General features: G+C 56.9%; 19 protein-coding genes and 1 pseudogene. 6 read left to right on the top strand and 14 right to left on the bottom strand.

Annotated features, from left to right (window positions below):
- Positions 1–8: 8 nt before the first annotated feature.
- A complete protein-coding gene (locus ACMYSL_RS14045; protein ID WP_434663616.1) occupies positions 9–1,391 on the top strand; it encodes a glycoside-pentoside-hexuronide (GPH):cation symporter in 1,383 nt (460 codons plus the stop codon).
- A 43-nt stretch (positions 1,392–1,434) separates the two neighbouring features.
- The gene (locus ACMYSL_RS14040; protein WP_434663614.1) at positions 1,435–3,039 is read left to right on the top strand and encodes a carbohydrate porin; all 1,605 of its coding nucleotides are present in this window, start codon (positions 1,435–1,437) and stop codon (positions 3,037–3,039) included.
- A gap of 129 nt (positions 3,040–3,168) precedes the next feature.
- On the opposite strand, the gene pptA is transcribed toward ACMYSL_RS14040, so the two are convergent.
- Entirely contained in the window at positions 3,169–3,396 is a 228-nt protein-coding gene (pptA, locus tag ACMYSL_RS14035; protein ID WP_434663611.1) for a tautomerase PptA, read from the bottom strand.
- Positions 3,397–4,074: 678 nt separating this feature from the next.
- Positions 4,075–5,079, bottom strand: a complete 1,005-nt coding sequence (locus tag ACMYSL_RS14030; RefSeq protein ID WP_304259388.1) for a LacI family DNA-binding transcriptional regulator — start codon at positions 5,077–5,079, stop codon at positions 4,075–4,077.
- A gap of 303 nt (positions 5,080–5,382) precedes the next feature.
- On the opposite strand from ACMYSL_RS14030, the gene ACMYSL_RS14025 reads away from it, so the two are divergent.
- Positions 5,383–6,579, top strand: coding sequence for an L-talarate/galactarate dehydratase (locus tag ACMYSL_RS14025; RefSeq protein WP_434663608.1), 1,197 nt, complete (start codon positions 5,383–5,385; stop codon positions 6,577–6,579).
- Positions 6,580–6,811: 232 nt separating this feature from the next.
- On the top strand, positions 6,812–8,122 hold the full coding sequence (locus ACMYSL_RS14020) for an MFS transporter (protein ID WP_434663605.1): 1,311 nt from the start codon (positions 6,812–6,814) through the stop codon (positions 8,120–8,122).
- Positions 8,123–8,186: 64 nt separating this feature from the next.
- Here ACMYSL_RS14020 and ACMYSL_RS14015 read toward each other — a convergent pair whose 3' ends face one another.
- From ACMYSL_RS14015 to sad, 8 genes and pseudogenes are all read right to left on the bottom strand, one after another.
- Positions 8,187–9,080, bottom strand: coding sequence for a transporter substrate-binding domain-containing protein (locus tag ACMYSL_RS14015; protein ID WP_182238901.1), 894 nt, complete (start codon positions 9,078–9,080; stop codon positions 8,187–8,189).
- Positions 9,077–9,856, bottom strand: coding sequence for an amino acid ABC transporter ATP-binding protein (locus ACMYSL_RS14010; protein WP_182238903.1), 780 nt, complete (start codon positions 9,854–9,856; stop codon positions 9,077–9,079). Before ACMYSL_RS14010 ends, ACMYSL_RS14015 begins: the two co-directional genes overlap by 4 nt.
- Positions 9,840–10,766: an amino acid ABC transporter permease gene (locus ACMYSL_RS14005; protein ID WP_434663603.1), complete on the bottom strand. Its 927-nt coding sequence runs from the start codon at positions 10,764–10,766 to the stop codon at positions 9,840–9,842. The genes ACMYSL_RS14010 and ACMYSL_RS14005 overlap by 17 nt, the downstream gene beginning before the upstream one ends.
- Positions 10,767–10,775: 9 nt before the next feature.
- Positions 10,776–11,285 (bottom strand): GNAT family N-acetyltransferase, encoded by a 510-nt coding sequence (locus tag ACMYSL_RS14000; protein WP_182238907.1) that lies wholly within the window; start codon positions 11,283–11,285, stop codon positions 10,776–10,778.
- A gap of 11 nt (positions 11,286–11,296) precedes the next feature.
- Positions 11,297–13,570 (bottom strand): annotated as a pseudogene (locus ACMYSL_RS13995) (NtaA/DmoA family FMN-dependent monooxygenase).
- Between the two features lie 24 nt (positions 13,571–13,594).
- Complete coding sequence (locus ACMYSL_RS13990; RefSeq protein WP_434663600.1) at positions 13,595–14,716, bottom strand: M20 peptidase aminoacylase family protein; 1,122 nt, start codon at positions 14,714–14,716, stop codon at positions 13,595–13,597.
- Complete coding sequence (locus ACMYSL_RS13985; RefSeq protein WP_434663598.1) at positions 14,713–15,714, bottom strand: MsnO8 family LLM class oxidoreductase; 1,002 nt, start codon at positions 15,712–15,714, stop codon at positions 14,713–14,715. The genes ACMYSL_RS13990 and ACMYSL_RS13985 overlap by 4 nt, the downstream gene beginning before the upstream one ends.
- 238 nt (positions 15,715–15,952) lie before the next feature.
- Positions 15,953–17,338 carry a succinate-semialdehyde dehydrogenase gene (gene sad / locus ACMYSL_RS13980; RefSeq protein WP_304259404.1) on the bottom strand — a complete coding sequence of 462 codons (1,386 nt, stop codon included), beginning with the start codon at positions 17,336–17,338 and terminating at the stop codon, positions 15,953–15,955.
- A gap of 105 nt (positions 17,339–17,443) precedes the next feature.
- Between sad and ptrR the strand changes: the two genes are divergently transcribed.
- Positions 17,444–18,322 carry a putrescine utilization regulator PtrR gene (ptrR, locus tag ACMYSL_RS13975; RefSeq protein WP_142513863.1) on the top strand — a complete coding sequence of 293 codons (879 nt, stop codon included), beginning with the start codon at positions 17,444–17,446 and terminating at the stop codon, positions 18,320–18,322.
- Here ptrR and ACMYSL_RS13970 read toward each other — a convergent pair.
- Positions 18,276–18,758, bottom strand: coding sequence for a GNAT family N-acetyltransferase (locus tag ACMYSL_RS13970; protein ID WP_142513864.1), 483 nt, complete (start codon positions 18,756–18,758; stop codon positions 18,276–18,278). The genes ptrR and ACMYSL_RS13970 overlap by 47 nt on opposite strands.
- Positions 18,759–18,903: 145 nt before the next feature.
- Here ACMYSL_RS13970 and ACMYSL_RS13965 point away from each other — a divergent pair, with 145 nt between their 5' ends.
- Positions 18,904–19,848 carry an L-lactate dehydrogenase gene (locus tag ACMYSL_RS13965; protein WP_112214264.1) on the top strand — a complete coding sequence of 315 codons (945 nt, stop codon included), beginning with the start codon at positions 18,904–18,906 and terminating at the stop codon, positions 19,846–19,848.
- 13 nt (positions 19,849–19,861) lie between these two features.
- Here ACMYSL_RS13965 and ACMYSL_RS13960 read toward each other — a convergent pair whose 3' ends face one another.
- From ACMYSL_RS13960 to dtnK, 3 genes are read right to left on the bottom strand one after another with little or no spacing between them, the layout of a single operon-like run.
- Complete coding sequence (locus ACMYSL_RS13960; RefSeq protein WP_434663597.1) at positions 19,862–20,623, bottom strand: DeoR/GlpR family DNA-binding transcription regulator; 762 nt, start codon at positions 20,621–20,623, stop codon at positions 19,862–19,864.
- Between the two features lies 1 nt (position 20,624).
- Complete coding sequence (locus ACMYSL_RS13955) at positions 20,625–21,611, bottom strand: D-threonate 4-phosphate dehydrogenase (RefSeq protein ID WP_434663594.1); 987 nt, start codon at positions 21,609–21,611, stop codon at positions 20,625–20,627.
- Positions 21,604–22,842, bottom strand: coding sequence for a D-threonate kinase (gene dtnK / locus ACMYSL_RS13950; protein ID WP_434663593.1), 1,239 nt, complete (start codon positions 22,840–22,842; stop codon positions 21,604–21,606). Before dtnK ends, ACMYSL_RS13955 begins: the two co-directional genes overlap by 8 nt.
- Positions 22,843–22,896: the final 54 nt, after the last annotated feature.

Below are 22,896 nucleotides of genomic sequence, written 5' to 3'. Positions count from 1 at the left end.
TTCATTTTATGGCAGAAACAACTTTTACCCTGTGGCGGCAGCGCGTTGGCTACGGCATCGCTGACCTCTCCTGCAACCTCGTGTGGCAGATGATTTCTCTTTATCTGATGTTCTTTTACACCGACGTGATGGGCCTTCCTGCCTATTATGTCGGCCTGATGTTCCTCGTCACGCGTCTGGTGGATGGCGTTGCCGACGTACTGATGGGACTGGTTATCGACAACACCACCACCCGCTGGGGGCGCTGTCGTCCGTACTTGTTGATTGGCGCGGTGCCTTTTGGGCTGTTGTGTATTCTGGCCTTCTACGTGCCCGATTTCGGCACCACCGGTAAGCTGATTTACGCGTTTATCACCTATCTGTGCCTGTCGTTTCTCTACACCATCGTCAACATTCCGTTCTGCGCGATGCTGCCGTTTCTGACTAACGACTCGCGGGAGCGCACGACCTTGTCGGCGGTGCGTATTCTGCTGGGATCGCTTGGGGCGACGATTGTTGCGGTCGCTACTCTCCCCCTCGTCGGCGCGTTGGGCAAAGGTAATCAGGAACACGGTTTCTTCTATACCGCGGTCATTTTCGGCGTGATTGCCACCTTTTTCCTGCTGGTGAGTTTTCGTAACGTCAAAGAAAATATCAGCATTACTCAGGAACGCATGACCTTAAAACGCGCCTGGGTCAGCCTGCGCGCCAACCGTCCGTGGTTTGTGTTCGCCATTAATATTTTCCTGATGTGGGGAGCGTTCTTCTTCCAGACCGGCGCGCTGGTTTACTTCTTCCACTACTACGTTGGCAATAACGATCTGACGGCGATCGTTGCCGGGATCTCCACTTTTGTTCCACTACTCGGCACCCTCACCGTGCCGCTGCTCGCCAGCCGCATGAAAAAACGCCATGTTTATCTGATTGCCAGCGCGATCAACCTTGTCGGGATGGGCATGATGATGGCGGCAGGCGTTAATAGCTGGGGACTGATTGCTGGTGCGGTGGTTCTGTCGCTCGGCGCAGGGCAACGCACGGCTATCTACTTTTCGATGCAGGCCGATCCGGTGGATTACGGGGTATGGAAAACCGGTATCAACACCGCCGGGATTTTAACCTCGATCAATGGCTTCCTCGGCAAAGTCGCCATGGCAGGCGCAGGGGCGATTACCGGCGTGCTGCTCTCTTCCGGCGGCTATATCGCCAACCAGGCGCAAAGCGACAGCGCGATGCTGGCGATTAAAGCCTGTTATCTCTACATTCCGGCACTGCTGATTGTTGCCTCGATGCTGTGGATTGGTCGCTTCTATCGCCTGGACGACCAGTACGAGCAGATCCGCGCCGACCTCGACGCCGGACGCCGCGCGCCGTCGGACACTTCGTCGGTATCTGGAGAAAACCACGCCCTGTAAGGCGTACAACACCGCACTACTTCTGGAAAAAATAAGGATTCAAATGCGTATCTCTTTGATTAGCGCAGCGGTTTGCTGCGCCCTTTTTTCGGCCTGGGGCGCGAGTGCAGCGCCTCTCACCATCGAACAACGGCTGACGCAACTGGAGGCCCGGCTTAATCATGCGGAGCAAGAAGCGGGAGAAGCCAACCGTCGGGCACAGCAGGCGGAACAACGCACCAGCGCCGCAGAACAGCGCGCGGCGGCAGCGGAAAAACAGGTACAGGGCCTGAGCCAGCGCACCGCAGCGACCGAGCAAAAACAGCAGGCCACCGACAAGCAGCTGGCGAAATCCAGCCTTACCGACGGCTTTGAATTTAACGCTTACGCCCGTTCCGGGATGCTGGTTGATAGCCACGGTAAAGGCGCGCGAGGTGGTCCTGGGATCTCCCCGGCCAGTTCGCTCAACGGCGATGCCCACGTTGGCCGTCTCGGCAATGAAAAAGATAACTATGTGGAGTTGAGTTTCGGCAAGAAAATGACCTTCAGCGACGGGTCATGGGCGCACTTTAAAACCATGCTCGCCGATGGCGCGACCAACCCGGACCCTTGGGTGCAGGATAACGACAGCCACCACCTTAACGTACGCCAGCTGTACGTTGAAATGGGCAACTTCGCTGATTTTTCCGGGCCGTTTAAGAGCGCCTCAATCTGGGCGGGCAAGCGATTCGACCGCGATAACTTCGATATTCACTTTACCGATAGCGACATTATGTTCCTTGGTGGTACCGGCGGCGGCATCAACGACGTGGCCTGGGGCAGCCATCTGCGCGGTGATTATTCGGTTTATGCACGTAATTTCGGCGATCTGGGCAGCGATAACTACGAAGACAACGATATTCAGAACCTGATGTTCACGGCGAACCACTTCTGGAACAACTGGCAGTTGATGACCACGGCGATGACTGCCCAGGGCAACGATGACCTGAAGGATAACACCTCGACCACCGGTAGCTATGCCCTGCGTAGCGATAATACGGCGAAGAGCGGTTATTACGCGATGCTGGCTTATCACGATAAGCAGCAGTTCTACGGCCTGGCGCCAGGGGTATCCGAAAGCGCCTTACAGTACGGCGGTGGCCTTGGGGCCGAAGCGCGTCAGCCCGGCAGCGATGGCGATCTCACCGAGAATGCAAAATCCTTGCGCTTTGCATCATACGGAATTTTGCCGCTGGGGAAAAACTGGCAGTTGGCACCATCGGTTATCGCCCAGCACAGCGAAGACCGCTACCGCGATGGCGACCGCTACGATTGGGCAACCTTCAACCTGCGGGTGTCTCAGGGGATCACCCGCAACTTTGCCCTGCTGTATGAGGCTTCCTGGCAGTATATGGACCTCAATCCAAACGGGAGAAGCTATCGTTACAATGACGGCGTGCATCAATACCAGGCGGTGAGCGGCGATTTTTATAAGCTGACATTCGCCCCGACGTTCAAAGTGGGCGATGTGTTTGATATTAAAGCGCGCCCGGAGATCCGTTTCTTCGTGACATGGATGAACTGGGATAAAGACCTTGATCGCTACGCGATTAACGACGATTTCGGCAGCAAAGGCTTTACCGCCGGTGGTAACTGGAACTTCGGCGTGCAGACGGAGATTTGGTTCTGATACAGCAGCACGGCGCCGTGTTCCTCCCGGGGGCGGCGCAAAGCGCCTGCCCGGGCTACGGGCTCACAGACAGCTGAAGACGGGTAGCCCGGACAGATGCATAGCATCGCCTCCGGGAAGGCAGCGCAGTTACATACTGTAACCCGGTTTCTTAATCAACTGCTCTATCTGCGGGGCGATTTCGCTGTCCCAGACCTGCTGCCAGTCGCTCGGTTCAATCTGTTTGAGGGCCACGCTTACCGAGCTGTCTTTACTGCTCAGATGGCGAACCAACACTTCGGTAATATCGGCAGCCAGCGCCGTTTTTTGTTCATCGTTCAGATCGCGGGGGAAACATTTAATATCTACGTGTGGCATAGCAGGCTCCTTATTGTCAGAACGATAAAGCTATCATAGCGCACATCGTTCAGTTCTCATTTTGTGCCTAAATCTACTCGTTGCGACGCAGTTCTTTTGTGATCCCCTAGTACCCCAAAGCCTGATTTTACAGACTCGAAGAACGAAGAGGCGACAAAAGGAAATAGAATGAGTTTCAAAGCGGAATCCGCCTCGCAAGATACAAAAAAGCCCTGCTGGTGAGGCAGGGCTTTTTATTTTCTACCCTCAGTATCTAAGCCAGAGACTGAGCGGTATAACGCGACATGGAACGTCCCGACAGGCTGAGTATAGCTCTGCGATGACCCATTGCCAATAAAAGACAACATCCTATAATACCCCTCGTCGGATATGCCGTACGCCAGATCGCAACTGATTCAAGCCCTGGCTGCCGGACGGGTGGTGCCGCGGGTAGTGCCCCGGTTTGGAGTGCGGCATGACGTCCCGACAAACGTACAACCAGCGTTGACAGGCAATGTTAGGGTAAGACGCTGGCATTGCGCTCCGCAAGTACGGAGAGCGGATGTAATGGACTTACTGTCTGTGATCATCGCTGTAATGGAGCTGATTCTGGCACTGCTACAGTTGATTGACCTGTTCAGATAATCAACAGGTTGAAACGCACCAAAGGGGGAATACCCCATTCCCCCTTTAACAACTCTACGCCGACTCCCGCACCACCAGGTGAAAGCCGATATCAACAATCACCTCTTCTTCTCCGCTGCCTTCGATGCGGTCGGCTAACAAAGTTGCCGCCTGCTCACCGATGGCGTGGCGGTCAACGCTGACGGTGGTAATAGCCGGACGGTTGCTGGCGGCGAAATCCAGATCGCCAAAGCCGATCACCGCCAAGTCCTCCGGTACGCGCAGACCGCGGCTTTCGGCTTCCATAATCGCCCCTTGTGCCAGGGTATCGGAACTGCAGACAATAACGTCAAACTCGCCGGAACCGAGCAGCTCAGCCAGGCCGCGGCGCCCGAGCGCCAGCGATGCCGGAAGCGGCACTTCGACCTGCGGCGCATCTTCAAAACCGTGTTTAGCCAGCCGGGCGCACAGCCCCTGTTTACGCAGGGTCGCACGCGAGTCCCCTGCCCACAGCAGTCCCGGACGGCGATAGCCTTTTTCCAGCAAATACTCGCCGATGGTCTCGCCCACTTTTTCATGGGAAAAGCCCACCAGCATATCCAGTGGCGTCGGCGTCAAATCCCAAATTTCCACCACCGGTGTGGCGGCATTAAGAATGGTTTTCTTTAGCGCCGGAGCGTGCTGGATCCCGGTCAACACCACGCCATCCGGGCGTCGCGAAAGCAGGGTTGCCACCAGCTCGGCTTCGGTCTGCCGACTGTAGCCCGCCACGCACAGCAGCATATGGTAACCGCGCGCCGCCAGGGTATCGCTCAGCGCCTGGATGGTATCGACAAACATATTGTTGTTGATTTGCGGCACCACCACCGCAACCAGCTTGCTGCGCCGTGACGCCAGGCCACCGGCCAGCGCATTGGTGATATAGCCCGTGGCCTGCACCGCCTGCATCACCTTTTCTACCGTTTTTGGCCTGACCAGCTGCGGCGTATTCAGCGCCCGACTGACCGTCATCGACGACAGCCCGGCGGTACGGGCAACATCATCCAGCGTCGGTGCACGCGTCGGTTTTCTGCTTTTCACGACTAAGTCCCCGTGTTGAGTCGTTTGTTGTGGGCATTATTGATGAAGCCCTACGCAATTGCCAGCCTGCTCCTGCGCATCCTCAATAGAATCAACGATCTGCAAAATAAAATGTTATCGCTATCATTATGCATTGTGAATATTCACAAATCTCTTTGGATCGTGATATGCATTGCATAATTTTACCATTAAGAACCGTTAATTGTGATCGTTTGTACAAATTAAAATCAACGTCGTGGCGCAAAAACAAAATCAGGATTAAAAATGTTAGCGCAAACATTTTTAATCCAAAAGGAACTTACCATGACCTCTAGCGCTAATTCCGAGTCCGTGACTTACGCCAAAGCTTCCGGCGTCAAAACCGCCGCTGAAACCGGCGATCGCATTGAACACGTCAAACTGTCGCTGGCCTTCCTGCCGCTGGCGACCCCTGTCAGCGATGCCAAGGTCCTCACCGGACGGCAAAAACCGCTGACCGAAGTGGCTATTATCATTGCCGAAATCCGCTCCCGCGACGGTTTTGAAGGGGTTGGCTTTAGCTATTCCAAGCGTGCAGGCGGCCAGGGTATTTACGCCCACGCCAAAGAGATTGCCGATAACCTGCTCGGTGAAGACCCGAACGATATCGACAAGATCTACACCAAACTGCTGTGGGCCGGTGCTTCGGTTGGTCGTAGCGGCATGGCGGTGCAGGCCATCTCCCCTATCGATATTGCGCTGTGGGATATGAAAGCCAAACGCGCCGGGCTGCCGCTGGCAAAACTGCTCGGCTCGCATCGCGATTCCGTGCAGTGCTACAACACCTCCGGCGGCTTCCTGCATACGCCGCTGGATCAGGTGCTGAAAAACGTGGCTATCTCCCGCGAGAACGGCATCGGTGGGATCAAACTAAAAGTTGGCCAGCCGAACACGGCTGAAGATATTCGACGCCTGACGGCAGTGCGCGAGGTGCTGGGCGATGATTTCCCGCTGATGGTGGACGCCAACCAGCAGTGGGATCGCGAAACCGCCATCCGTATGGGACGCAAAATGGAGCAGTTCAATCTTATCTGGATTGAAGAGCCGCTGGATGCTTACGATGTCGAAGGCCACGCGCAGCTCACCGCCGCGCTGGATACGCCAATTGCGACCGGTGAGATGCTGACCAGCTTCCGCGAGCATGAACAGCTGATCCTCGGTAATGCCAGCGACTTTGTGCAGCCGGATGCCCCACGCGTCGGCGGGATCTCTCCGTTCCTGAAAATTATGGATTTGGCAGCGAAGCATGGCCGTAAGCTGGCCCCGCACTTTGCGATGGAAGTCCACCTGCACCTTGCTGCCGCCTATCCGCTGGAGCCGTGGCTGGAGCACTTCGAGTGGCTGAACCCGCTGTTTAATGAGCAGCTTGAGCTACGCGACGGCCGGATGTGGGTTTCTGAGCGCCACGGTCTCGGCTTTACCCTGAGCGAACAGGCCCGCCGCTGGACCCAGCAAAGCTGCGAGTTTGGCAAACGCCCATAATCGATTTCCCCGGATGGCGGCGTAAACGCCTTATGCGAGCTACAGGCCCCGTAGCCCGGGCAAGGCGCATCAAGCGCCGCCCCCAGGAGAAAACAACATTTTCCCGGAGGCGATGCTGTGCATCTGTCCGGGCTACCGGTCCGCAGACGACTGAAAACCCGTAGCCCTGCTGGGGAAAAACTTCTTTTTGGCTGTACCCACAATACACAACCCTGCAAAGGAGTTGATTAAAATGCAACAGCAAATAAAACGCAGCAACGTGCGTTACGGTATATTATTATTTTTATTTCTTGCCACCGTATTTAATTATGCCGACCGGGCAACGCTGTCCGTCGTCGCGCCAATTATGAGTAAAGAGTTAGGTTTCGACCCGGAGGCGATGGGTCTGGCGTTTTCGGTATTTGGTATTTCCTACGTTATTATGCAAATACCCGGCGGCTGGCTGCTGGATAAATATGGCTCGCGTCTGGTCTACGGCTGCGCGCTGATCGGCTGGTCAGTGGTGACCATGTTCCAGGGCACTATCTTTATGTTCGCCAGCCCGCTGGTAGTACTGGTGATCCTGCGCCTGATGATGGGGGCCATCGAAGCACCGGCCTTTCCCGCCAACAGTCGCTTAAGCGTTCAGTGGTTCCCGAATAAAGAACGTGGATTCGTGACTTCGGTTTATCAAGCCGCGCAGTATATTTCGCTGGGCATTATTACGCCGTTGATGACGATTATTCTGCATAATCTAAGCTGGCACTATGTATTTTATTATATTGGCGCTATCGGCGTCGTGCTGGGGATATTCTGGCTAGTTAAAGTTAGAGACCCGCTACATCATCCAGCAATAAATCAGCAGGAGCTCGATTATATTCGTGAAGGCGGCGGCGAGCCGGAATTAGGCAGCAAAAAAACACAGCAGAAATTAACTCTTGCGCAAATTAAGAGCGTTTGCGTCAACCGCATGATGATTGGCGTCTATATCGGCCAGTTCTGCGTCACGTCGATTACCTGGTTCTTCCTCACCTGGTTTCCGACCTACCTCTACCAGGCTAAAGGCATGTCAATCCTCAAGGTTGGTTTTGTCGCCAGTATCCCGGCGATTGCCGGATTTATCGGCGGCCTGCTGGGCGGCGTGTTCTCGGACTGGTTGCTGAAGCGCGGCTACAGCCTGACCACCGCCCGCAAGCTACCGGTGATCTGCGGCATGCTGCTCTCCTGCGTGATTGTCGTCGCCAACTACACCTCTTCAGAAGTGGTGGTGATCGCCGCCATGAGCCTGGCATTCTTTGCTAAGGGCTTTGGCAACCTTGGCTGGTGCGTGCTCAGCGACACCTCGCCAAAAGAGATGCTCGGCATCGCGGGCGGCGTATTCAACATGTGCGGCAACCTGGCAAGCATCATCACCCCACTGGTGATTGGGGTGATCCTTGCTAAAACCCAGTCGTTTGATTACGCCATCCTGTACGTCGGTTCCATGGGCGTGCTGGGCCTGTTCTCCTATCTGTTTATCGTCGGGCCGTTGGACCGCCTGACCCTGACCCCGCGTACCGCTTAATTTAAGACCTGGCGAGAATTCGCCCCCGCTGTTTCGCATCACACTCCTGCGGAACAGCGGTTTTTTAGTAAGTTATCCCCGGCGGATTAACCTGCGATTGCGCCACCTCTTCGCCCTGCTCGCCCCAGCGGGCAAGCACCTTCTGGTACTCTCCGCGAGCAATAGCGCCATCCAGCGCGGCCTGAAGCGCAAAGACCAGTCCGTTGCCTTTTTTGGTAGTAGTGGCGACGTAAGCTTTTTTCGGCCCCAGCCCCACGACTTTAGTTTTGCCGCTTAGCGCCGCTTTGTAAGCCGCCACCGACTGAGGACCAAAGAACACATCCGCCCGTCCGGACTGAATATAGAGGTTGCCGGAAGCGTCATCGGTCAAGTAGACGGGCAGCGCCGGTTTGCGCCCGGCGGATTCATTTTCGGCATTCCAGCCAAGTAGAATTCGCTCTTGATTGGTCCCGGAACCGACAATCACCTTTTTGCCGGAAAGATCCGCCGGACCGTTTACACGGGCGATATCGCTGGTGGATTTCACGGAAAACGCCAGCGAGTCGACGCGGTAGGTGGCAAAATCAAACTTCTCTTTACGCTGCTCGGTCACCGCAATATTGACCAGCGCCACATCATAGCGCCCGGAGGTGATCCCCAGCGGCCAGTCCTCCCAGGCGGTGGGCACCAGCTTCAGCTTCAATCCAAGGCTCCCGGCCAGTAGCCGTGCGATATCCGGATCGCTACCGATACGCGTGCGGTTATCGCTGGCCAGCAGCGCCAGAGGCGGCGAATTGAGCGCTGAAATAGCGACCGTCAACGTTCCTGGTTCAACGAACCGATAGTTTACCGGGATCTTCGCGATTGCCTGTTCATCGCGCGTCACCGGCAGCGGCTGCTCATTGGCGCGCAGGTCGATTGCCGCCTGCGTACCAGCAGACAGGGTGAATAGTGTCAGGGCAACAAATCCATTTCTCATGCCGGTAATACCCTCGATAAAAATTGCCGCGTGCGCTGATGCTGCGGATGGTTGAGCACCTCATCGCTGCTGCCCTGCTCGACAATCTTGCCGTCGACCATAAACACCACCTGATCCGCCACTTCTTTGGCAAAGCCGATTTCATGGGTCACCACAACAAGAGTGGTACCGGAGCGCGCCAGTTTTTTAATCACATCCAGCACTTCCCCCACCAGCTCGGGATCGAGCGCGGAGGTCGGTTCATCAAACAGAATCACTCGAGGGTTGAGCGCCAGCGCGCGGGCAATGGCGATACGCTGCTGCTGACCGCCGGAAAGGTGCCGCGACCAGGCGTCGGCTTTATTGCGCAACCCAACGACATCAAGCAGTTCATAGGCGCGTTCAATGGCCTCTTTGCGGGTTACCTGTTTATGGGCGATGGGCGCTTCAATCAGGTTTTCCAGCACCGTCAGGTGCGGGAACAGATTGAAGTTCTGAAACACGTAACCGACGTTAACCCGCTGACGAAGGATATCTTTCTCTTTCAATTCATACAGCTTATCGCCTTTACGACGGTAGCCAATATAGTCGCCATCAATCTGGATAAAGCCTTCATCGACACGCTCAAGGTGATTAATCGCCCGCAACAGCGTCGATTTTCCCGAACCGGACGGCCCAAGGATCACCGTGACCGTGCCGGGTTTAATTTCCAGCGACACGTCATCGAGCGCTTTATGGCGACCGAAATATTTGCTGACGCCGGTAATGGAAATATGACCATTATGAGAGTTGGGCATGAACGGGCTCCTGCGGTTGTGGGCGACGAACGAGTTCAACGCGACGACTGCTGTGTGCGCTATTGACCGCCGAACGGCGTTCGCTGCGCGCCAGGCCGCGTTCAACCAGATACTGAATAAGCGACAGCACGCTGGTGATCACCAGATACCAGGCGGCCCCAACCATCAGCAGCGGGATCACTTCCTGAGTGCGGTTGTAGATCATCTGGATGGTATAGAACAGCTCCGGCATCGCCAGCACGTAGACCATCGCCGTTCCTTTCGCGAGGCTGATAATTTCGTTAAAACCGGCCGGTAAAATAGTGCGCAGCGCCTGCGGCAGAATAATGCGCAGGGTGCGACGGCTCGCCGGAAGCCCCAGCGCCGCCGCAGCTTCATATTGACCGTGATCGACGCCAAGGAAACCGCCGCGAATAATTTCGGCGGTGTAAGCGCTTTGTACCAGCGTGAGCCCAACCACGGCGGTAGAAAACTGCCCCAGTACGTTGATGGTTTCAAAGTTAGCCCAGCTAATGCCGGTGAACGGAATGCCAATCGACAGGGTGTCGTAGAGATAAGAGAAGTTGTAGAGAATAATCAGCACCACGATCAGCGGCAGCGAGCGGAACAGCCAGATATAACCCCAGGCGAGGCTGCTCAGCAGCCATGAACTGGAGAGTCGGGCCAGCGCCAGCAGACCGCCTAAAATCACGCTCAGCACCGTACCGAGTAAAGTCAGCAGCAGCGTCTGCCCCAGACCTTCGAGGATCACCGGGTCAAAGAACCAGCGGGCAAAGACGCCCCACTCCCAGCGCGGGTTAAAAGCAACGGACTGAATGACCACTGCCAGCGCCAGCAGCGCCAGCACCGCGCCAACCGCCCGCAGCGGATAGCGTGCGGGGACAACCTTAATCGTTTCCGGGGTATGCATATTGGCTCCTTAAGCGCTCTGGCTTAGCGCGCTGACCGCCAGCGCTTTCGTGAAGCGCAGCCGACCATCGAACGGCGGCAGGCTGTACTCTTCCGGGTCGCGATTGAGGTCAAACTGCGCCTCATAGCCCTGGCTCAGGTAGAGCCGTACCGCTTCCGGTTGACGAAAACCGGTGGTCAGGTAGATGTGGCTATAGCCTGCCAGCAGCGCCCGGCGCTCCAGCTCTTGCACAACTTTCCCCGCCAGTCCTTGCTGGCGCAGACCTCGATGGGTCCAGATCCGCTTGATTTCTGCGGTATTGGTATCTTTCGGCTTATACGCACCGGTGGCGATAATTTCGCCGTCGCGCTCCAGCACAATAAATAGCCCCTGCGGAGCCAGATACCACTCGGTAAGCTCGACTTCGGCATCACGGGAAAAATAATCACCGTAACGCGAGGCGTATTCGCCAAACAGCCCCTCAATTATCGGCTGTAGCTCCGGCGTTTCCGGAGACACATCGCGGAAGATATCGCTCATAACGCCTCCTGTTAGTCGCCAAGTCCGGCCGGGTTAATTTCAGATTGTGGAATGCTCTCCACCCCTTCGCCCCAGCGGTTCAGCACTTTGGCGTAGTCGCCGCTCTGAATTGCGCCGTTCAGCGCCGTCTGTACTGGCTCCACCAGGCCGCTGCCTTTTTTCACCGTCACCGCGATATGCGCCGCCTTCGGCCAGCCGCCGTCAACGCTGCCCACCAGTTTGGTTTTGCCGGTCAGCGCTGCTTTCCACGCGCCAATGACGTTCGGACCGAAGAACGCATCGGCTCGCCCGGATTGCAGCGCCAAAGTTTGGGCGGCATCATCTTTGGTATACACCGGGGTAAACGGCTTCAGTCCTTTCTTGACGTTTTCAGCGTTCCACGCCAGCAGGATCGCTTCCTGATTGGTGCCGGATCCGACGATGATCCGCAGCCCGGCGATATCCTCCGCTTTTTCAATTTTGTTCAGCGGGCTGGTGCTCTTCACGTAAAAGCCGAGCGAATCCTTGCGGTAGGTGGCAAAGTCGAACTTCTCTTTGCGCTCTTTGGTGACGGTAATATTGCTGACTGCGGCATCATATTTGCCGGAGGCGACGCCGAGCGGCCAGTCTTCCCATGAGGTGGGGACCACGTTCAGCTCCAGCCCGAGGCTATCGGCCACCAGGCGGGCGATATCCACCTCACTGCCGAGCAGGGTTTTGTTATCGTCGGAGAATACGGTCAACGGCGGCGAGTTCAGCGCCGCCACCGCGACGGTCAGTTTGCCCGGCACGGCCAGGTGGAGACCTTTCGGCAACTGCGCGATGGCCTGCAGATTTTTCGCCGTATGAATCGGCGTTTTGTTGGCCTCCAGGCTCACGCCGGTGCCGTTGATATTCACGTTCTGCGCCCAGGATGAGGCGCTAACGGCCAGCGCAAGCGCCAGTAATAGCGATTTTTTCTGCGTTTTCTGCATAGCGGGTGTTCTCTATTATTGTTTTTGGAATTGATTAACGGGCTCAGCCAGCCCTAAGCTTTCGCGTAGCGTGCTGCCGGGATAATCGCGCCGAAATAGCCCACGCTGCTGAAGAATCGGCACCACCTGGTCCACAAAGCGCGGGAAGGTATCCGGCGTGCCGCCCTGGATAATAAAACCGTCCGCTGCATGCTGTTCAAACCACTGTTGCAGACCATCGGCCACCTCTTCAGCGGTCCCGGCGAAACGCGGGCGCGGGCTGGCAGCCTCCAGCGCGACCTGACGCAGCGTCAGGCCTTTTTCGCGAGCGTTGCGTTTAATCTCGTCAGTGGTGCTGCGAAAGCTGTTCTGCCCGAGGTCGCCGATATCCGGGAAAACCTCATCCAGCGGATACTGGGCAAAGTCGTGGTGCTCGAAATAACGACCGAGATAATTCAGTGCATCGTCAATCGATACCAGCGCGGCGGTGGTTTGATATTGCTGCTCTACATCGTCGGCGCTATCGCCAACGATCACGCTGACGCCCTGGAAAATATGCAGCTCGTTCTCCCGGCGACCGTACGCTTCCAATTGACTTTTTACATCGCGATAAAAAGCCTGCGCTTCCGCCAGCGACTCCTGATGGGTGAAAATAGCATCAGCATGGGTTGCCGCCAGCTTTTTACCGTCATCGGAAGCACCGGCCTGAAATATAATCGGACGCCCCTGCGGGGTGCGGGCAATATTCATCGGCCCGGCAACTTTAAAGAAATCGCCGTGGTGGTCGAGAGTGTGCAGCTTATTTTTATCAAAAAACTGCCCGCTCTGTTTGTTACGCACAAAAGCATCCTGTTCCCAGGAGTCCCATAGTCCTTTCACCACCTGCAAATATTCATCGGCGATGCGATAACGCAGCGCGTGGTCCGGGTGCTGCGCACGGGAGAAGTTTTTCGCTGAGCCTTCCAGCGGCGAGGTCACCACGTTCCAGCCCGCGCGGCCGTTGCTCAGATGGTCAAGGCTGGCGAACTGGCGCGCGGTGGTAAAGGGTTCGCTGTAGGAGGTCGACAGGGTGCCGACCAGCCCTAAACGCGATGTCACCGCCGCAAGGGTGGATAATACCGTCAGCGGTTCAAAGCGATTTAAAAAATGGGGGATCGATTTTTCATTAATATATAAACCGTCGGCGACAAAAATAAAGTCGAGCTTGCCCTCTTCCGCTTTTAGCGCCGTCTGCTTAACAAAATCAAAATTAATACTGGCATCCGCCAGCGCGGCCGGATGACGCCAGGCCGACATATTTCCCGATGCACCATGTAATATGGTGCCAATGCGCAGTTGCCGTTGTTCGGACATCGTTACCTCTTCCCTTGTCAAAATCTACAGTTGCTGAAGTGCCTGTTCCGCCAGGTCGGCAAAATAGTGCGCCGCCGGGGCAATTAAACGCTCATCCGGATTAAATGCCGGATGATGGAGACCAAATTCGCTGGCGCTGCCGATGCTGACAAACGCGCCGGGGATATGCTGAAGGTAGACGGCGAAATCTTCACCGCCGAGGTGTAAATCCGCATGATGCGTGCGGTAGCCGGACTTATCGGCCACGTCGCTGGCGAAGGCAGCCCAGCGTTCGTCATTCACCAGTGCGGTCGGGCCGGAATACCAGAACACGTCGATCTGCGCCCCAAAGGCGCTGGCAAATCCGGCGGCGATTTCGCTGACCCGCGTTTTTACCCGCTGCTGCACCTCGCTGCTGTGGGTGCGCAGCGTCCCTTCCAGCTCAACGCTTTCCGGCAGCACGTTCCAGGTATTGCCACCCTGAATACGCGTCACGCTAAGCACCACCGAATCCAGAGTATTCACTTCGCGGCTGGCAACGCTTTGCAAAAGGGTCACTAACTGGCTGGCCAGCAGGATGGCGTCTTTGCCTTCATGGGGCCGTGCGGCGTGTGCGCCTTTACCGGTTACCTTAAACACAAAGCGATCGACGTTGGCGTAAAACGCGCCGCCACGGGTGGCGAATTCACCCACCGGCAGGCCCGGCTCATTATGCATACCGAAAATCGCTGATACGCCCTCCAGCACGCCCGCGCGGATCAGAGTCTTCGCACCGCCAAAGTTTTCTTCCGCTGGCTGGAATAAAATGCGCACCCTGCCCGGCAGCCGGGCTTCGCGCTCTTTGAGCAGCAGCGCCGCGCCGAGGATCACGCTGGTGTGGATATCATGTCCGCAGGCGTGCATCACTCCGGCATTTTGCGAGCGAAACGGTACGCTGGTTGCCTCTTCGATGGGCAATGCGTCGATATCGGCACGCAGAGCAATCACCTTATCACCGGAACCGACTTCGGCGACCGCGCCGGTTTTCAGGTCATAAGGCAGCAAGTTGATACCACCGCTTTGCAGCCAGTCGCGAATACGCGCGGTGGTGTCGACTTCCTGCAACGAGAGTTCCGGGTACTGGTGCAGCTCGCGCCGCCAGCGAATTAACTGCTCGTCAAAGCTCATGGCTGCACCTCCGCGCTCAGATGCGCCTGGGCCAGCAGGCGTAAGGAGTTAAGACGCGCCGCGCCGTCGGTAATAGGGGTGTCGATAATAAATTCGTCAATGTTCCAGGCGGACTGGAGCGCATCGAGCTGCGCTTTCACCTCTTCCGCGGTACCGAACAACACGGCAGATTCCCGGCGGGCAATACGCGTTGGCCTGCTGCCCGCCTGACGGGCAAACGCCACCGCCTGCGCTTCGCTGCCAACGCTCACCCGCTGGCCGTTTTCCAGCTCAACGCCCCACACTTCTACCTGTTTCGCCAGTTCGGCAGCGGTGGCGGCATCTTCAGCGACCACCACCTGGACCGCGACAATCGCCTCGCGACGGCTGAGTTCACGCCAGCGAGTCAGCACGTCGCGCAGCAGGTTTTTATCGCCGTTGAGATGAGCGGCGAAGACAAAGTTCCAGTCAAGCTGCGCCGCCAGCTGCGCGCTCTCAAGGCTGGCTCCCAGGAGAAAGCCATCGGCACGACGCGGCGGGATCGGCGTGGCGCGCACACTCTCTTCACCATCGGCATCGGTTAGCGATAGCCAGTTATCCAGTTGCGCAAGTTGATCAGCGAATGAGCCTTTTTCCTGTGGATTAAGCCCTTGTTGTAAAGCGCGAGTGGAGAGCGGCAGGCCGCCGGGTGCTTTGCCGACGCCAAGATCAACGCGCCCCGGCGCAATGGCGGCGAGCATATTGAAATTTTCCGCCACTTTGTACGGGCTGTAGTGTTGCAGCATGACGCCGCCAGAGCCGACGCGAATTTTACGGGTTTGTCCGAGGATCCAGGCGATCGCCAGCTCCGGCGACGGGCTCGCGAGCTGGTCGGTATTGTGATGTTCGGCAATCCAGAAACGATGATAGCCCCAGGCTTCCGCCTGTTGCGCAAGCGTTAATGTACGCGCCAGCGCCTGTGCTACCGTTTCCCCGGCTGCCAGCGGGCTTTTATCCAGGATACTGATTCGATAAGACATTTCGCAGGCTCATGTGAATTAACATGTCTGCATTATTAGAAGCGGTCGCGGCCGCTGAGAAACAATTTATTTACATGTACTCTGCCGGAAATTAGATATGCGGGGGTACGGAGTACCATTGGGAAAGGTCAAAAGCTCCCGGAGGCGGTGCTGGCGCACCTGTCCGGGCTACCAGTCCACAGACGGTTGTGAACCCGTAGCCCGGCTGAGCGCAGCGCGAGCCGGGGTTTTCTGGAGCTTAACGACGATCTTTCCAGACGGTTTGCACGTTGCAGAATTCGTGCAGGCCGAAGTGGGATAGCTCACGACCAAATCCGCTTTTCTTCACCCCGCCGAACGCCACGCGGGCATCGCTGGCGCAGTAGCCGTTGATAAACACTCCGCCGCACTCCAGCTCACTGGCGAAACGCTGAGCCTGCTCCTCACTGGTGGTATAAACCGTCGCAGAGAGGCCAAATTCACTATCGTTTGCCAGCGCCAGCGCGTGGTCGGCGTCTCGTGCTTCGGTGATGGTCGCCACCGGGCCAAACAGCTCCTGGCGAAAACCGGTCATCTCGGCGGTGACGTTCCCCAGCACCGTTGGCGCATAGTAATTACCCGCGCCTTCGATTTTCTCCGCACCCAGCAACAGCGTTGCGCCTTCTTTTAAGGTTGCAAGCACCTGCTCATGCAGCTCATCGCGCAGGTCGAAGCGCGCCATTGGCCCGACATAGTTCTGCTCATCGCGCGGATCGCCCATTTTCAGCGCGGCGACGGCGGCGACGAATTTCTGCGTAAAGGCGTCAGCAATCCCCGCTTCAACGATAAAGCGTTTTGCGGCGGCGCAGACCTGCCCGGTATTCTGATAACGACCAATCACCGCGGCTTTTACCGCCTCGTCGAGGTCGGCGTCGTTCAGCACGATAAACGGATCGGAGCCACCCAGCTCCAGCACGCATTTTTTCAACGCCGCGCCGGCCTGCGCGCCAATAGCCTTCCCGGCCCGCACGCTGCCGGTGACGGTCACGGCGGCAATACGCGAATCGTTAATAATCTGTGAAACGCCGTCGTTGGTAGCATTAACCCAACCAAACACGCCAGCCGGGACGCCCGCTTGTGCGAAGATCTCACCAATTATCGCCGCGCTGCCCATCACGTTCGGCGCATGTTTGAGCAAATAGCTGTTACCTGCCAGCAGAATAGGTACCGCACCGCGCAGCACCTGCCACACCGGGAAGTTCCACGGCATGATAGCCAGAATGGGACCCATCGGGCGGAATTCAATCACCGCTTTATTGTCTTCAACCAGAGTCGCTTCGGTATTAAGCATCGCCGGACCATGCTCGGCATACCAGTCGCAAAGATTGGCTGATTTAGCGACTTCGCCGCGCGCCTGGGCAATCGGCTTGCCCATCTCAAGGCTAATCATTTGCGCCAGCTCTTCAGCGCGGACACGCATCGCGCTGCCGACGTTACGCAGCGCAGCCGCGCGGTTCGCCACGCTGACGTTGCGCCACTGGCGATAACCCTGGTCCGCAAGGGCAATCGCTGAATCGACTTGCTGTTCGGTCGCCCACGGCAGAGACGACACCATTTCACCTGTCGTCGGATTCACGGAAACCGCATGAGTTGCAGATAAATTCATCGTTTTTCTCTCTGTGTTGATTGCGAAGTGACCTTATTCTGGCTTACCCTACCGTTCATTAAAAATGAATAATATTAAGCAACATTTTCACGAAAAGAGAATGCTATGGATCTGACCCAACTCGAGATGTTCAACGCCGTCGCTATTACCGGCAGCATCACTCAGGCCGCGCAGAAGGTGCATCGCGTGCCGTCTAACCTGACGACCCGTATTCGCCAACTGGAGGCAGATCTCGGCGTCGAGTTGTTTATCCGCGAAAACCAGCGCCTGCGCCTGTCGCCCGCCGGGCATAGTTTTTTACGCTATAGTCAGCAAATTCTGGCTCTCGTTGATGAGGCTCGCATGGTGGTTGCCGGGGATGAACCCCAGGGGCTGTTTTCGCTCGGATCGCTGGAAAGTACCGCCGCCGTGCGTATCCCTACTACGCTGGCGCACTTTAATCAGCGCTACCCAAAGATTCATCTTGCCCTCTCCACCGGCCCCTCCGGCACCATGATCGACGGCGTACTTGAAGGCAACCTTAGCGCGGCCTTTGTTGACGGTCCGGTGGTGCATCCGGGGCTTGAAGGGTTACCGGTGTTCCCGGAAGAGATGATGATCGTAGCACCAATGGGCCACCCGCCCATTGCTCGTGCCAGCGAAGTGAACGGAGCCAGCGTCTACGCGTTTCGCGCCAACTGTTCCTATCGACGTCATTTTGAAAGCTGGTTCCATGCCGATCGCGCCACGCCGGGTCGAATTCACGAAATGGAGTCCTATCACGGGATGCTGGCTTGCGTGATTACCGGGGCCGGGCTGGCGCTGATCCCGCGCAGCATGCTGGAGAGCATGCCGGGCCATCAGCAGGTCTCCGCCTGGCCGCTGGCCGAAGAGTGGCGCTGGCTAACGACCTGTCTGGTGTGGCGTCGCGGGGCGAAAACCCGTCAACTTGAAGCGTTTATAGAACTGCTGAACGAAGATCGACAAGCAGCAGTTTCTCCATAAAGATGCTTAACGGGTCCGGCTGATACGGCGCGAAGGCGCTGCGGGTCTGATAGCCATTACGGGTATATAACGCCACGGCCGCATGCTGATGGATGCCGGTCTCCAGACGCACGGTGTGGCACTCGCGCCGTAAAGCCTCTTCTTCCAGCGCCGCCAGCAGTTTCTCGCCAAGCTGCTGACCGCGATGGGTCGGGTCGATAAATACCCGCTTCATCTCACCAAAGCCCTCCTCCCCCAGCACAATTGCCCCACAGCCAACAGCCTGCTGTTGCGGGTCGCGGATCAGCAGCGCAATCACCGATTCAGGCGGCAGTGCGCTAAGATCTATCAGATGGTTACTTTCGGCCGGATAAAGCGCCTGCTGGTAGACGTCCAGTTGGGCGATCAAGGCGTTCAATTCCGGGTGGTTCAGCGGGGTCGCGGCGATGGTATACATAAATAAGCTCCTTTTTTAAGCGCACTGTAACGCGAGGCGTACGCTGAACCGCCATAGCTTTAACTTATAGCTCCCGCCCCCTCTTGCGCTAACCCCTTGAGGCGCAGTAATTTTGCGGCACGATGTCTGTTATCAGGAAAAAATGATGAATACCAAAGCGCGTAAGGTGATGATTATCGGGGCCGGAAACGTCGGCGCCTCTGCGGCCTATGCCCTGTTGAACCAGAATATCTGCGAGGAGCTGATCCTCGTTGATCTGAACAAAGCCCGCGCCGAAGCCCACGCCCAGGATCTCAGTGATGCAGCTGCATATATGCCGGGGATGATGACGATATCCACACGGGAGGCCGGCGACTGCGCCGATGTCGATATCGCGGTGATCACCGTTTCCGGCGGCGCGCTCAAACCGGGCCAGACGCGCCTGGACGAACTGACCAACACGGCGAAAATCGTCAAAAGTATCGTCCCGCAGATGATGAACGGCGGCTTCAACGGCATCTTTCTGATTGCCACTAATCCTTGCGACATTATCACCTGGCAGGTGTGGCAACTTTCAGGCCTGCCGCGCAGTCAGGTACTGGGCACCGGCGTCTGGCTGGATACCACCCGCCTGCGCCGGGTGCTGGCCCAGGAGCTGGACATCGGCGCGCAAAGTATCGATGCCTTTATCCTCGGCGAACATGGCGATACCCAGTTTCCGGTATGGTCGCACTCGGCGGTCTACGGTTCAGCCATCGGTGACGTTTATCAAAAACATACCGGCAAAGCGCTAGACCGGGAGCTGATTGCCGAAAAGGTGCGCAAGCTGGGGTTTGAAATTTATTCGGGTAAAGGCTGCACCGAATATGGCGTTGCCGGGACCATCGCTGAGATCTGTCGCAATATTTTCACCGGCAGCCATCGCGCTCTTGCGGTGTCGTGCATTCTTGATGGCGAGTATGGCGTGAGCGGCGCGGCAGCAGGTGTTCCTGCGGTGCTGACGCAAAGCGGCGTGCAGCAGATTATTGAGTTGCAATTAGCCGACGACGAAGCGGAGAAGTTCCGCCACTCTATTGAGGTGATTAAAGCCAATATCGCCCGTTTGCCGTAATCCGCGCTCCCGGCTAGTCGGCGATGATCAGCCGGGGATGAATATGCACTAACATCTCGCGCGTCTCTTCCGGCAGGTGATCATCAGTGATGATATCGGTTAACGAGTCAAGATGAGTGATGTTGAACAGCGACCAGGCACCGTATTTCGAGCTGTCCGCCAGCAGAATTCGCCGCCGGGCGTTGGCGATTAAATCGCGCTTGAGCGCCGCTTTTTCTTCCGTTGGCGAAGTGACGCCCTTCTCCAGATCCCAGCCATTGCAGCTGACAAAAGCCAGATCGGGCCAGATGTTTTGCAGCAGTCGGCGACCGTGTTCACCAATGCAGGACTGGCTGCTATCGTCAATACGCCCGCCGATAATGGTCACTTCGATTTGCTTGAATTCGGATAAAAACAGAGCGATATGCAGATCGCTGGTGATTACTCGCAGCGGCAGATGAGTTATTTGCCGAGCGAGTTCAATCATCGTCGTCCCGGCATCGAGGACAATGGCGTCCCCGGCCTTGACTAACGCCGCCGCCGCGCTGGCGATGGCGTATTTTTCCTGCTGGCTACGCTGGGATTTTTCCTGCGTCGTCGGCTGGGAAGGAATAAACCGGTTAAGGGTCACGCCGCCATGAGTACGGCTAATCACCCCTTCCTGATCGAGTTTAATCAGATCGCGGCGAATCGTGGCTGGCGATGCGTTGGTCACCGCTACGAGCTGATCCACTGTCACCAGATTATGGCTCTTCAGATAATCCATAATCTGCTCTAACCGGTTATATCCCTTCATGTTATTCCTGTGCTATTTGCATGGCGAGCTCAATAGAGGTAGCCATGCTGTCAGACTTAGCTTTACCTGTCCAGGCAATATCAAACGCCGTGCCATGGTCTGCGGATGTACGAATAAACGGCAGTCCGGCAGTGATATTCACCCCATCATAAAATCCGAGCAGTTTTAGCGGAATGTGCCCCTGATCGTGATACATCGCCACCACCATATCAAACAGTCCTTCGTGGCACTGCATAAATACCGTATCCGGCGGGCACGGGCCGGTCACGTTCAACCCTTTGGCTTTCATCGCTTCAACGGCCGGGCCGACGATACGAATCTCTTCATCACCAAACAGACCATTTTCCCCAGCGTGCGGGTTAACGCCTGCGACGGCAATGCGCGGATTGCTAAAGCCAACCCGACGCAGGAAGCTATCGGCGATACCAATCACCGTTTCGACTCGCGGCTGATTAAGGGTATCGAGAAACTTGCGCAGCGCGACGTGGGTGGAAATATGGATAACTTTGAGCTTATCGGTATACAGCACCATCGCGTAATCTTTGGTCTGCGTCAGATGGGCCAGCATCTCGGTATGCCCCGGGAAATTGTGTCCTGCCAGGTGCAGCGCTTCTTTGTTCAACGGCGCGGTAGCAATTGCAAAAACCTCACCGGCCATCGCCAGTTCGGTCGCGCGCTTGATGCAACGGTAGGCCAAATCGCCCGCCTGCGCCTGCACTTCCCCGACGCGTAACCCTTCCGGGTCGGCCAGCGGTTCGTCGATAACGTTAATGGTGCCAGGGCTAAACTGTGCCTGTCCGGGATTATCAATGATTCGCAGCTCAGCGTGCGGAGTGATCTCCAGCGCCAGAACACGCCGTAGCGTCTGCGCGCAGCCCACCACCACAACGGGTGCGCCGTTCAGTTTTCCCTCCACCAGGGACTTAATAATAATTTCCGGGCCAATGCCTGCCGGGTCTCCCATCGTTACCGCAATGATGTTAGTCACTCATTTTCTCCTCAATAAAGTTCACAACCTCCAGCAGGGTGGTTTGTGTTCCGAATCCGCCTGCCTTGGTCATTACCGGCCGTTGCCAGCTACTACCCAGAAAATTGCCGTACGGCACGCACTGCGCCACGCGACCTGTAATATGAAATCCGCTGGCTCCCAGAGCCTGCGCGACGGCGATAGCCACATCACCGCCGGATAAATAGAGCGCTCCCGGCTGACTTTGCGCGATAGCCAGTTCGCTGACTCGCGCCAGATAAGCGCAAATACGCTCGCCGAGGGCGGTGCGATCAACCCCATGCCGTTGGCACAGGGCTTCAATCCCCTTTCGCGCCTCACTATCGGGACGAGTGGTCACCACACAATGATTGTTTTCGCTCAACACCGCGGCAATGCGCCGGGCATCTGCCGTTGCGTCGCCGCCAAAGGCCATCGCGACGTCGATATCAACCCGCGTTACGCGCGGATGTTCGCCAAGGAAGGCAATTTGCTGTTGAGCGATTTCACTCATCGAGCCAACGACCGCCAGCAGCGGACCGTGCGGCGCGATGGCCAGGCTTCGCGCCAGGGCGTCGCAAAGCCCGGCAGACCCCACCAGCAGCACCCTCTGCGTAGATTCCGCCACCGCCGCGATAATGGCGTCCAGTTGGGCGTTCTCTTCTGCATCCACGATCAGCACGCTTGCTGCGTTTACGGTTTGCGCCAGCGCAGCCCCCAGCGTATCGACCGTTACCCGTGAACAGCGCGCATTGCTTTGCTGTGCCACCACGGTGGCGATATCAGCACTGCTCACCGGCGTTTTCGGGTCAGTTGCAAACTCAGTCTCATCAACCGACAAGCCGTGCACATAGCACTTACCCTGCCGCGTCACCCGACCTGCCGCCGGGAAGGCAGGAGCCAGCACCGCGATCGGGCAGTTGAGCGCCGTCATTGCCGCGTCCAGTTCAGCGCCAAGATTCCCGCGGAGCGTGGAGTCGATTTTTTTTACCGTCCAGCGCGGCTGGAAACGCGGCAAAACCGCTTGTAGTAAATGCGTGACACGCCGCGCCGCCTCTTTAGCAGGCTGTGCACGGCTATCGCTATTGAGGATCAGCGCCTGCGCTTCTCCCTGATAGCTGGCGCTGAACGCCACTTCCGCCCGCATTCCAGTCTCCGCGAGGCTAACCCCTGCATCATTGGCCCCGGTAAAGTCATCTGCCAGCACCAGCACCTTGTTATCACCGCTGCCCATCGTTTTCCCTTTTCTCGCTGTTCGAAACCGTTTATGATTATATTCAATCACAAT

It is taken from the genome of Klebsiella sp. MISC125 (genome assembly GCF_051131775.1).
Lineage (GTDB): Bacteria > Pseudomonadota > Gammaproteobacteria > Enterobacterales > Enterobacteriaceae > Klebsiella.
Note: the sequence above shows the minus strand (reverse complement) of the source record. Positions and strands in the feature narration are given on the sequence as shown.

What these genes read in the sequence shown, in the direction of transcription:
- ACMYSL_RS14045 (WP_434663616.1), top strand. Translation starts at nt 9, where the DNA reads ATGGCAGAAACAACTTTTACCCTGTGGCGGCAGCGCGTTGGCTACGGC.
- ACMYSL_RS14040 (WP_434663614.1), top strand. Translation starts at nt 1,435, where the DNA reads ATGCGTATCTCTTTGATTAGCGCAGCGGTTTGCTGCGCCCTTTTTTCG.
- pptA (WP_434663611.1), bottom strand. Translation starts at nt 3,396, where the DNA reads ATGCCACACGTAGATATTAAATGTTTCCCCCGCGATCTGAACGATGAA.
- ACMYSL_RS14025 (WP_434663608.1), top strand. Translation starts at nt 5,383, where the DNA reads ATGACCTCTAGCGCTAATTCCGAGTCCGTGACTTACGCCAAAGCTTCC.
- ACMYSL_RS14020 (WP_434663605.1), top strand. Translation starts at nt 6,812, where the DNA reads ATGCAACAGCAAATAAAACGCAGCAACGTGCGTTACGGTATATTATTA.
- ACMYSL_RS14015 (WP_182238901.1), bottom strand. Translation starts at nt 9,080, where the DNA reads ATGAGAAATGGATTTGTTGCCCTGACACTATTCACCCTGTCTGCTGGT.
- ACMYSL_RS14010 (WP_182238903.1), bottom strand. Translation starts at nt 9,856, where the DNA reads ATGCCCAACTCTCATAATGGTCATATTTCCATTACCGGCGTCAGCAAA.
- ACMYSL_RS14005 (WP_434663603.1), bottom strand. Translation starts at nt 10,766, where the DNA reads ATGCATACCCCGGAAACGATTAAGGTTGTCCCCGCACGCTATCCGCTG.
- ACMYSL_RS14000 (WP_182238907.1), bottom strand. Translation starts at nt 11,285, where the DNA reads ATGAGCGATATCTTCCGCGATGTGTCTCCGGAAACGCCGGAGCTACAG.
- ACMYSL_RS13990 (WP_434663600.1), bottom strand. Translation starts at nt 14,716, where the DNA reads ATGAGCTTTGACGAGCAGTTAATTCGCTGGCGGCGCGAGCTGCACCAG.
- ACMYSL_RS13985 (WP_434663598.1), bottom strand. Translation starts at nt 15,714, where the DNA reads ATGTCTTATCGAATCAGTATCCTGGATAAAAGCCCGCTGGCAGCCGGG.
- sad (WP_304259404.1), bottom strand. Translation starts at nt 17,338, where the DNA reads ATGAATTTATCTGCAACTCATGCGGTTTCCGTGAATCCGACGACAGGT.
- ptrR (WP_142513863.1), top strand. Translation starts at nt 17,444, where the DNA reads ATGGATCTGACCCAACTCGAGATGTTCAACGCCGTCGCTATTACCGGC.
- ACMYSL_RS13970 (WP_142513864.1), bottom strand. Translation starts at nt 18,758, where the DNA reads ATGTATACCATCGCCGCGACCCCGCTGAACCACCCGGAATTGAACGCC.
- ACMYSL_RS13965 (WP_112214264.1), top strand. Translation starts at nt 18,904, where the DNA reads ATGAATACCAAAGCGCGTAAGGTGATGATTATCGGGGCCGGAAACGTC.
- ACMYSL_RS13960 (WP_434663597.1), bottom strand. Translation starts at nt 20,623, where the DNA reads ATGAAGGGATATAACCGGTTAGAGCAGATTATGGATTATCTGAAGAGC.
- dtnK (WP_434663593.1), bottom strand. Translation starts at nt 22,842, where the DNA reads ATGGGCAGCGGTGATAACAAGGTGCTGGTGCTGGCAGATGACTTTACC.